This window comes from Streptomyces cyaneofuscatus (assembly GCF_042718795.1).
Taxonomy (GTDB): Bacteria; Actinomycetota; Actinomycetes; order Streptomycetales; family Streptomycetaceae; genus Streptomyces; species Streptomyces cyaneofuscatus_A.
The window spans coordinates 24,777-30,877 of record NZ_JBHXOX010000005.1 but is presented as its reverse complement, the minus strand read 5'-3'; the positions used below and the strand labels follow the sequence as shown (position 1 = coordinate 30,877).

Here is a 6,101-nt window from a genome sequence, read left to right as displayed (position 1 = left end):
GTCGTCGCCCCCGACGCCCGCGGCGGGGGGGGGGGCGGTCTACAGCCCCTGCTGCTCTCGTCCGATTTGGTGGGGCGCCGGGCGTCGGCCCCCCCCCCGGGCCCCTCTCGCATGTACGGCGTATGTACGGCGTACGGCGGCGGGTCAGCCGATCGGCAGACCGCCCAGCGGCAGGCCACCGGTGGGCAGGCCGCCGCCGAGCGCGTCGGTCGGCAGGCCCCCGCCGGCGGCACCGGCGATGCCGCCGACGGCCTCGCCCGCGCTGCCCGCGGTCTGGCCGGCGGTGTCCTGGACGGCCGGGGCGGCGACCTTGGCGGTCTGGCCCACGGTCCGGCCGGCCGCCGGAAGGGCGGTGCCGACGAGGCGGCCGCCGGTCTCCCCGGCGGCCTGGGTGCCCTGCTGGGCGGCGCTGTCCACGGTGTTGCCGAGACCGGCACCGTCCAGCGCGGTCAGACCGCCGAGGTCCGGGGTCTGCGGGAGCTCTGCGGCGCTCGCGGCGCCGGCCGCACCGACCACGGGGGCCGCACCCGCGGCGATCAGCAGCGCGGTACGAGCGATCCGACGGGTCAGGGGGAGGGACATGGTGCTCCTTCGACGGGGATGTCAGTGATTCGGATCCGGTGAGCCGGACGCACTGACAACAGGGCCGAGGGGAGGGAAAGTTGCGGCGAGCAAAGGTAAAGAGTGAGTAATGCGTCCGATAATCCGCAGTGGAGGAACCCGGGCAAACGATCCATTCCGAAGCCGTTCGATGAACCGTCACTTCCCTTGAGTGGCAAGGGGATCGATGCCGGATGAACGGACTGCCGACAAAGCGGCCCGGGAGTCCCGGTGCGGCAGGCTCCAGGGTCCGTACGGGTGATGGGCCGAACTACTGAGCGACCCGGATTCCGACGGCGGTCGTGTCCGGTTCCTTGTCCTTCGTACGTTCCGTCCGCCAGCCCGAACCGGCCTCCCAGACCCGGTCCGCAAAGCTCACGCGCTCGATCAGCAGCTCGTCGGAGTGCGCCACCGCCCAGTGCGCCAGCTCCCAGCCGCGCTGCGGGGCGCGGTCCTCCGCCTCCGCCCGGGCCGACGCCGGTACGGGCACCGAGACCGTGGCGGCCGCCGACGCGCCCGCCGCCACCGCGCCGGGCAGGACGTCCTTGCCGAAGGTGCGGATCAGCTCGGCCCGCACCTGCGCCGCGTCCCCCGCGCTCTCGGCGGTCCTCTTCGGCGGCGTGCAGTTCAGCGAGGCGGGCTCGCGCCCGGTCAGCGCGGCGGCCAGCAGCGCGGCGTCCGGCTCGTGCTTCGCGTACGCCTGCGGGAAGCCGCTGCGCTGCACACGCTGCGCCGCCACGGTCAGCGGGAGCCGCGAGTAGCCCGGGACCTCGGCGAGGTGGTCGTAGAACTCCCCGGCCGAGTACACCGGGTCCATGATCTCCGCGACGGTGCCCCAGCCCTGCGAGGGCCGCTGCTGGAACAGGCCCACCGAGTCCCGGTCCCCGTAGTCGATGTTGCGGAGCGTGGACTCCTGGATCGCCGTCGCGATCGCGATCGTCACCGCACGCTCCGGCATCCCGCGGGTGGTCCCCACGGCGGAGATCGTCGCCGCGTTCGCCGCCTGGTGCAGGCTCATCTCGTACGTGTGGTCCCCGTCGGCGGCCCGGACCACACAGCGCGGCGCGGACTCGGTGGTGGAGGAGTCGTACTGAACGGCCAGATAACCGCCCAGCGCGGCGAGCACGGTGAAGCCGGCCGCGTAGCGGAGGAGGCGGCTGCGGCGACGGCGGGCGGGGCTGGCTGTCCGGGGCACGGGGCCCACCGTACTGGAGGGTACGGCCGGGGACCGAGACCCGGTGTTCCGGGACCGGCGCCCGGGTCCTCCAGGGGCGCTACCGGGCCCTCACCTCGGTCCTCTAGGGTCGTGGCCATGTCCGACAGCACGCTTGACCTGACCCTGGACGGCCCGGCGCTCACCGCCCGGCTCGTCGACATCCCCTCGGTCAGCGGGGAGGAGAAGGCACTCGCCGACGCGATCGAGACAGCGCTGCGCGGCCTGCCCCATCTGACCGTCGACCGCCACGGCAACAACGTCGTCGCCCGCACGAACCTCGGCCGCGCCGAGCGTGTCGTCCTCGCCGGGCACATCGACACCGTGCCGATCGCCGACAACGTGCCCTCCCGCCTCGACGCGGACGGCATCCTCTGGGGCTGCGGGACCACCGACATGAAGGCGGGCGTCGCCGTCCAGCTCCGGATCGCCGCGACGGTCCCCGAGCCCAACCGCGACCTGACCTTCATCTTCTACGACAACGAAGAGGTCGCCGCCGACCTCAACGGCCTCGGCCACATCGCCACCGCCCACCCCGACTGGCTCACCGGAGACTTCGCCGTCCTCCTGGAGCCCTCCGACGGCGAGGTGGAGGGCGGCTGCCAGGGCACGCTCCGGGTCCACCTCCGTACAGCGGGCGAGCGGGCCCACTCCGCGCGCAGTTGGATGGGGTCCAACGCCGTCCACGCGGCCGCCCCGATCCTGGCGAAGCTGGCGGCGTACGAGCCCCGCCGCCCGGTCATCGACGGCCTGGAGTACCACGAGGGCCTCAACGCGGTCGGCATCGAGGGCGGCGTCGCCACCAACGTCATCCCGGACGCCTGCACCGTCGTCGTCAACTACCGGTACGCCCCCGACCGCACCGAGGAGGAGGCCGTCGCCCACGTCCGCGAGGTCTTCGCCGACTGCGGGGTGGCCGAGATGGTCATCGACGACCACTCCGGCGCGGCCATGCCCGGCCTCTCCCACTCCGCCGCGAAGGCCTTCATGGCGGCGGTCGGCGGCACCGCCCGGCCCAAGTTCGGCTGGACGGACGTCTCCCGCTTCGGCGGCCTCGGCGTCCCCGCGGTGAACTACGGCCCCGGCGACCCGATCTACGCCCACAAGCGCGACGAGCACGTGGTGACCGAGAAGATCACCCACTGCGAGGACCGCCTCCGCTCCTGGCTGACCGCCTGACCTCCCCACCGCCCGACCACTTGACCGCCCGACCGCTTGACGCACGGCATTCCCCCGTACGTAACCTCCGCCGATCTACGCTGGCCGGACGCAGCACGACACAGCCCGACCCAGGACGACGCAGGTCGGTGGAGGGAGCGGAACATGGGCAACGCCGAGGACGCACGGATCCCTGAAGGTGCGGAGGTCCCCGAGGGCGCGGTGGCGCCCGGGGAGCAGTGGCTGGGTCCGGTACTGCGCCGCAGGGAGCAGGTCCAGCCCGGCACGACCGATCAGCGGCTGCTGGACTCCGAGGGCGACTCCGAGTGGGTGCACACCGACCCGTGGCGGGTGATGCGCATCCAGTCGGAGTTCGTCGAGGGCTTCGGCGCGCTCGCGGAGCTGCCGAGCGCGATCAGCGTCTTCGGCTCGGCCCGCACCCCGGCCGGATCGCCGGAGTACGAGGCAGGCGTGGCGATCGGCAAGGCCCTGGTCGACGCGGGCTTCGCGGTGATCACCGGCGGCGGCCCCGGCGCGATGGAGGCCGCCAACAAGGGGGCCAGGGAGGCGAAGGGCGTCTCGGTCGGACTCGGCATCGAGCTGCCCTTCGAGTCCGGCCTGAACCCGCACGTCGACATCGGCGTCAACTTCCGCTACTTCTTCGTCCGCAAGACGATGTTCGTGAAGTACGCGCAGGGCTTCGTGGTCCTGCCCGGCGGCCTCGGCACCCTGGACGAGCTCTTCGAGGCGCTCACCCTCGTCCAGACCGGCAAGGTCACCCGCTTCCCGATCGTCCTCTTCGGCACCGCCTACTGGGGCGGCCTGGTCGACTGGCTCCGCGAAACGGTGGTCGCGGGCGGCAAGGCCTCGGAGAAGGACCTGCTGCTCTTCCACGTGACGGACGACGTGGACGAAGCGGTGACCCTGGTGACGAAGGAGGTCGGGCGGTGAGCCCTTGCGTACCCTTTTCGACCGTTCCGGCCACATCAAGCCCGTCCGGCGATTGAGGACATCCTTTCCGGCCGGACCGGCCGCACTCAGCCCCTCCGGCGCTTGAGGAGCGGGGCCCGGGGCAGCACCCCGGCCCCGCCCGGCAGGCGGCCGACCTACGCCAACCCCCGCCGCGCCACCGCCGGCGCCCGATGCCCGGCGATGGACGCCACCATGTCCAGGACCTGCCGCGTCTCCGCCACCTCGTGCACCCGGTACACCCGCGCCCCCAGCCACGCCGACACCGCCGTCGTGGCCAGCGTCCCGATCACCCGCTCCTTCACCGGCCGGTCCAGCGTCTCGCCCACGAAGTCCTTGTTGGACAGGGACACCAGCACCGGCCACCCCGTCTCCGCCATCTCCTCAAGGCGACGCGTCGCCTCAAGAGAGTGCCGCGTGTTCTTACCGAAGTCGTGCCCCGGATCGATCATGATCCCGTCCGCCCGCACCCCGAGCGCCACCGCCCGCTCGGCCAGCCCCACCGTCACCCGCAGGATGTCCGACATGACGTCGTCGTACGCGATCCGGTGCGGCCGCGTCCGCGGCTCAGCGCCCCCCGCATGCGTGCACACGAGCCCCGCCCCGTACCGCGCGGCGACCTCCGCCAGCTTCGGATCGACCCCGCCCCACGCGTCGTTCAGGACGTCCGCCCCGGCCTCGCAGACCGCCTCGCCCACGTCGTGCCGCCAGGTGTCCACGCTGATCACCACCTCCGGGTGGCGGCGGCGGACCTCGGCGACGAACCCGACCGTGCGGCGCGCCTCCTCCTCGGCGCTCACCTCCTCGCCGGGGCCGGCCTTCACCCCGCCGATGTCGATGATCGCGGCGCCCTCGGCCACCGCCTGCTCGACCCGGGCGAGCGCCGGCTCGTCCCTGAAGGTGGCGCCCTGGTCGTAGAAGGAGTCCGGGGTCCGGTTCACGATCGCCATGATCACCGGCTCGTGCGGACCGAATTCCCGCCGCCCCAGCCTGAGTGCACCGCTTCGCATCCCGTGTTTCCTCCTCGATAGTCCGCCTGCGACCCTAACGTCCCCGCCCTGACTGTCCGTGCCGCATGACACCATCGGAGCCGGTCGAGGTTTCCGCCCCGGGGAGATGCGCGTGTTCTGGTTCTTGCTGCTCACGATGGTCGTGGTCGTCACGGCGGTCACCCTCGCGGTGGTCGGCGGTGGCGGGAGCGCGGTGCTCCAGGACGTGGAGCCCCAGCGGTTCACCGACCCCCTGCCCACGACCCGCCCGGTCGGCCGGGCGGACGTCGAGGCGCTGCGCCTGCCGATGGCCGCCCGCGGCTACCGGATGGCGGACGTCGACGAGGCGCTGTCCCGGCTCGGCGCGGAGCTGGCCGAGCGGGACGCCCGGATCGCGGAGCTGGAGTCCAGCCTGGCGGGGGCGCAGGCGTCCACGGTGACGACCGGGACCGACCTCTTCGAGCAGCCGGGGGACCGGCCCGCCGGGCCCGACCTCTTCGAGCACCCGGGGGACCGGCCCGCCGGGCCCGCCGACCCGCATACCGGCGGCCCGGCCCGCGGCGAGGACGACGGCCGATGAGCGGCGGAGCCCTGCCCGCCCCCGACGGCGGGCTGCGCTGCCCCTGGGGCCTGTCCACCGAGGACTACCTCGCCTACCACGACACCGAGTGGGGCCGCCCGGTCCACGGGGACGACGCCCTCTTCGAGCGGCTCTGCCTGGAGGCGTTCCAGTCCGGGCTCTCCTGGCTGACGATTCTGCGCCGCCGCGAGACCTTCCGTACGGCCTTCGCCGGGTTCAAGGTCGCCGAGGTCGCGAAGTTCACCGACACCGACCGGGAGCGCCTCCTCGCCGACCCGGGCATCATCCGCAACCGGGCCAAGGTCGACGCCACCCTCGCCAACGCCAAGGTGCTCGCCGACTGGCCGGCCGGGGAGCTGGACGAGCTGATCTGGTCGTACGCCCCCGACCCGGCCACCCGGCCCGCCCCGCGCGAGCTGGGTGACGTCCCCGCCGTCACCCCGGAGTCCACCGCCCTCGCCAAGGAGCTGAAGAAGCGCTCGATCCGCTTCGTCGGCCCGACCACCGCCTACGCCCTGATGCAGGCGTGCGGCCTTGTCGACGACCACCTCGCGGACTGCGTGGCCCGGGGCGGCGCCACCGTCGGCTGACC

7 protein-coding genes are annotated in these 6,101 nt (G+C 73.3%); 4 read left to right on the top strand and 3 right to left on the bottom strand.

The window, feature by feature from the left end; genetic code table 11:
• Positions 1-144 precede the first annotated feature (144 nt).
• On the bottom strand, positions 145-582 hold the full coding sequence (locus ACFWRT_RS06350) for an ATP-binding protein (protein ID WP_326703668.1): 438 nt from the start codon (positions 580-582) through the stop codon (positions 145-147).
• A gap of 289 nt (positions 583-871) precedes the next feature.
• Entirely contained in the window at positions 872-1,795 is a 924-nt protein-coding gene (locus ACFWRT_RS06345) for a hypothetical protein (protein ID WP_380955466.1), read from the bottom strand.
• Positions 1,796-1,912: 117 nt separating this feature from the next.
• Between ACFWRT_RS06345 and dapE the strand changes: the two genes are divergently transcribed.
• On the top strand, positions 1,913-2,992 hold the full coding sequence (dapE, locus tag ACFWRT_RS06340; protein ID WP_380955464.1) for a succinyl-diaminopimelate desuccinylase: 1,080 nt from the start codon (positions 1,913-1,915) through the stop codon (positions 2,990-2,992).
• A gap of 144 nt (positions 2,993-3,136) precedes the next feature.
• Entirely contained in the window at positions 3,137-3,922 is a 786-nt protein-coding gene (locus ACFWRT_RS06335) for an LOG family protein (RefSeq protein ID WP_380955462.1), read from the top strand.
• Positions 3,923-4,077: 155 nt separating this feature from the next.
• Here ACFWRT_RS06335 and folP read toward each other — a convergent pair whose 3' ends face one another.
• Entirely contained in the window at positions 4,078-4,950 is an 873-nt protein-coding gene (gene folP, locus ACFWRT_RS06330; protein WP_380955461.1) for a dihydropteroate synthase, read from the bottom strand.
• Between the two features lie 106 nt (positions 4,951-5,056).
• On the opposite strand from folP, the gene ACFWRT_RS06325 reads away from it, so the two are divergent.
• Both ACFWRT_RS06325 and ACFWRT_RS06320 read left to right on the top strand, forming a co-directional pair.
• Positions 5,057-5,509, top strand: coding sequence for a cell division protein DivIVA (locus tag ACFWRT_RS06325; protein WP_380955460.1), 453 nt, complete (start codon positions 5,057-5,059; stop codon positions 5,507-5,509).
• On the top strand, positions 5,506-6,099 hold the full coding sequence (locus ACFWRT_RS06320) for a DNA-3-methyladenine glycosylase I (protein WP_380955459.1): 594 nt from the start codon (positions 5,506-5,508) through the stop codon (positions 6,097-6,099). Before ACFWRT_RS06325 ends, ACFWRT_RS06320 begins: the two co-directional genes overlap by 4 nt.
• The last annotated feature ends 2 nt before the right edge of the window (positions 6,100-6,101 follow it).

What these genes read in the sequence shown, in the direction of transcription:
- ACFWRT_RS06350 (WP_326703668.1), bottom strand. Translation starts at nt 582, where the DNA reads ATGTCCCTCCCCCTGACCCGTCGGATCGCTCGTACCGCGCTGCTGATC.
- dapE (WP_380955464.1), top strand. Translation starts at nt 1,913, where the DNA reads ATGTCCGACAGCACGCTTGACCTGACCCTGGACGGCCCGGCGCTCACC.
- ACFWRT_RS06335 (WP_380955462.1), top strand. Translation starts at nt 3,137, where the DNA reads ATGGGCAACGCCGAGGACGCACGGATCCCTGAAGGTGCGGAGGTCCCC.
- folP (WP_380955461.1), bottom strand. Translation starts at nt 4,950, where the DNA reads ATGCGAAGCGGTGCACTCAGGCTGGGGCGGCGGGAATTCGGTCCGCAC.
- ACFWRT_RS06325 (WP_380955460.1), top strand. Translation starts at nt 5,057, where the DNA reads ATGCGCGTGTTCTGGTTCTTGCTGCTCACGATGGTCGTGGTCGTCACG.
- ACFWRT_RS06320 (WP_380955459.1), top strand. Translation starts at nt 5,506, where the DNA reads ATGAGCGGCGGAGCCCTGCCCGCCCCCGACGGCGGGCTGCGCTGCCCC.